Here is a 2,508-nt window from a genome sequence, read left to right as displayed (position 1 = left end):
ATCGAACCACCGACACTGCGATTTTCAGTCGCATGCTCTACCAACTGAGCTACCTGGGCGTGCTCCAACAGAGGGGCCAAAGCCCATCGAGCGGGCGGTTTATAGTGGGCTCGGGGCGGCCTGTCCACCCGGCTTCGCCAAGAGGCTTCGCCGGGCGCGGCCCGGCTGTGCACAAGGTGCGGCGGCTTGACTGCGGCTGGCCGGCACCGGCTTCAAGCAACTGAGATTATTGATCTATTCTGCGTCGTCGGCGTCGTCGTCGCGGCCGGGGATGACGTAGGAGCCCTTCAGCCAGCGGTTCAGGTCGACGTCGCGGCAGCGGGAGGAGCAGAACGGGCGGGTCTTTTCCGACTGCGGCTTGCCGCAAATCGGGCAGGCCTTCCCCGGGCCGGCGGACTTTTCGACTTGGTCATTCATGAAGTCGACAGCTTACACGAGATGAAAGGCTTCAAGCGCCTGTCAGCAAACGGGTTCCCGGAGCGGCGGCGCAGGAGGCCGTCGCGGCCCCTTCTACTGTGCATGGGGTTGTTTTCGCGGTTTTGTTCGGGCCGCGGCCTTCGGCTCACACGGTGGTGGTGTTGAGCCAGCCGAAGCGGATCGGGAAGCCCTCGCCGCCGAGCAGCGTCGTGGTCTCGTAGAGCGGCAGGCCGACGACGTTGGTGTAGGAGCCCACCATCTTCACCACGAACGAGCCGGCGATGCCCTGCACGGCGTAGCCCCCGGCTTTGCCGCGCCATTCGCCGGAGCCGATATAGGCCTGGATGTCGTCCTCCGAGAGGCGCTTGAAGCGGACGCGGGTCTCGACCAGGCGCTGGCGGAAGGCCTCGCGCGGCGTGACCAGGCAGATCGCGGTGTAGACGCGGTGGTTGCGGCCCGACAGCAACCGCAGGCACTGCGCGGCCTCGTCCACCAGGTTGGCCTTGGGCAGGATGCGGCGGCCCACCGCCACCACCGTGTCGGCAGCGAGGATGAAGGCCCCGCGCAGCTCGTCGTCGAGCTGCACCGATTTGAGCGCGGCATCCGCCTTGGCCCGCGCGAGGCGGTTGGCGCAGGCGCGCGGCAGCTCGCCCCGTCGCGGCGTCTCGTCGACGTCGGCCGGCCGGAGCGCATCCGGCTCGATGCCGGCCTGGTTGAGCAGCGAAAGGCGCCGCGGCGAACCGGAGGCAAGTACGAATTTGGGGCGGCCGAGCATCAGGTGATTTGGGGGATGGCAGCAGGGGTGAATTGCGCGCGGAACCTATCGGAAGGGGGCTGATTTCACAACCCGGGAACCCGAGGTTTGGTGATTCGAGCCTTCGGCATTGAAGTGCCTGCATCCTGTGACGCCGGTGTAACGGGCGCCGCATGCTACCCGCTCGCCGCGCCCGTCTTGGCGAACCGACGGCGGATTCGCATCAACAGCTGATCGCAGACCTCGCGGTAGGCGGCGAGCTTCTGCTCGCGGCTACCTTCGATGGTGGTGGGATCCTGCGTCGGCCAATATTCGACGTCGGCCGCGAGCGTTCGCGTCAGCTCCAGCGCCTTGTGATGCGCCTCGGGCGAGAGCGTGATGATGAGGTCGAAGTTCAGTCCCTCCCAATCCTCCAGCTCCTCGAAGGTCTGCGGCTTGTGGCCCGAGATGTCCTGGCCGAGCTCGGCCATCACGGCGACTGCGAACGGATCGAGCTCGCCCTTCCTGTTGCCGGCCGACTTCACGTAGAGGCCCTGCGGAAACATGTGCAGCAGCAGGCTCTCGGCCATCGGCGAGCGCACGCTGTTCATCGCACAGGCGAACAGCACCGATTGTGGATCGCGTGCGCGTGGCGGACCCGCCATCGCGCTCAGCCTCTTTTGATAGAGGGCATGGCCTTGTCGGAAAACCGCTGCACACTTGTCCGGGCCATGCCCTAACCCTTCCAATGCAGGACGGTGATGAGCGTGAACAGCCGGCGCGAGGTCTCGAAATCGACCCGCACCTTGCCCTTCAGCCGCTCCTGCAGCGTGCGCGATCCCTCGTCGTGGATGCCGCGGCGGCCCATGTCGATGGCCTCGATCTTGTCCGGCGTCGCGGTGCGGATCGCCTGGTAATAGCTGTCGCAGATCATGAAATAGTCCTTCACGATCCGCCGGAACGGCGTCAGCGACAGCAGATGCGCGACGACCGGCGTGCCGTCCTCGCGGCGGATGTCGAACATCAGCCGGTTGCCGGTGATGCCGATATGCAGCGTGAACGGGCCCTTCCCCTCCGCGCCCTCGGGCGCGAACAGGTTTTGCTCGATCAGATCGTAGATCGCGATCGCCCGCTCGTGCTCGATATCGGGACCGGAACGGCCGATCGATTCCTCGTCGAGCGTGATGCCGACGATGCGGTTGGCCGTGTCGTCCTGAGCGGGCGGCTTTGTCATGACAGGTTGAGGCGCAATCCAATCGAGCGCGAATGGGCGTCCAGCCCCTCCGCCTTGCCGAGCGTCATCGCGGCAGGTCCCAGCGCACGCAATTGCTCGGGGCCGCATTTCAGGATCGAGGTAC

At 66.0% G+C, this 2,508-nt stretch carries 5 protein-coding genes; all 5 read right to left on the bottom strand.

Annotated features, from left to right (window positions below; genetic code table 11):
* Positions 1 to 234: 234 nt before the first annotated feature.
* Positions 235 to 417, bottom strand: a complete 183-nt coding sequence (yacG, locus tag JHD07_RS37775; RefSeq protein WP_291631464.1) for a DNA gyrase inhibitor YacG — start codon at positions 415 to 417, stop codon at positions 235 to 237.
* Positions 418 to 562: 145 nt separating this feature from the next.
* A complete protein-coding gene (locus tag JHD07_RS37770; RefSeq protein WP_225113370.1) occupies positions 563 to 1,192 on the bottom strand; it encodes a Maf-like protein in 630 nt (209 codons plus the stop codon).
* A 155-nt stretch (positions 1,193 to 1,347) separates the two neighbouring features.
* Positions 1,348 to 1,815, bottom strand: coding sequence for an arsenate reductase ArsC (locus JHD07_RS37765; RefSeq protein ID WP_291631460.1), 468 nt, complete (start codon positions 1,813 to 1,815; stop codon positions 1,348 to 1,350).
* 71 nt (positions 1,816 to 1,886) lie between these two features.
* Positions 1,887 to 2,384, bottom strand: a complete 498-nt coding sequence (locus JHD07_RS37760) for a UPF0262 family protein (RefSeq protein ID WP_291631458.1) — start codon at positions 2,382 to 2,384, stop codon at positions 1,887 to 1,889.
* A partial coding sequence (locus tag JHD07_RS37755; RefSeq protein WP_291631467.1) for a histidinol dehydrogenase occupies positions 2,381 to 2,508 on the bottom strand: 128 nt, incomplete at its 5' end. The genes JHD07_RS37755 and JHD07_RS37760, both read right to left, overlap by 4 nt.

The sequence above is a fragment of the Bradyrhizobium sp. genome, assembly GCF_016462955.1.
Lineage (GTDB): Bacteria > Pseudomonadota > Alphaproteobacteria > Rhizobiales > Xanthobacteraceae > Bradyrhizobium.
This window is presented reverse-complemented; position numbering and strand designations above follow the sequence as displayed.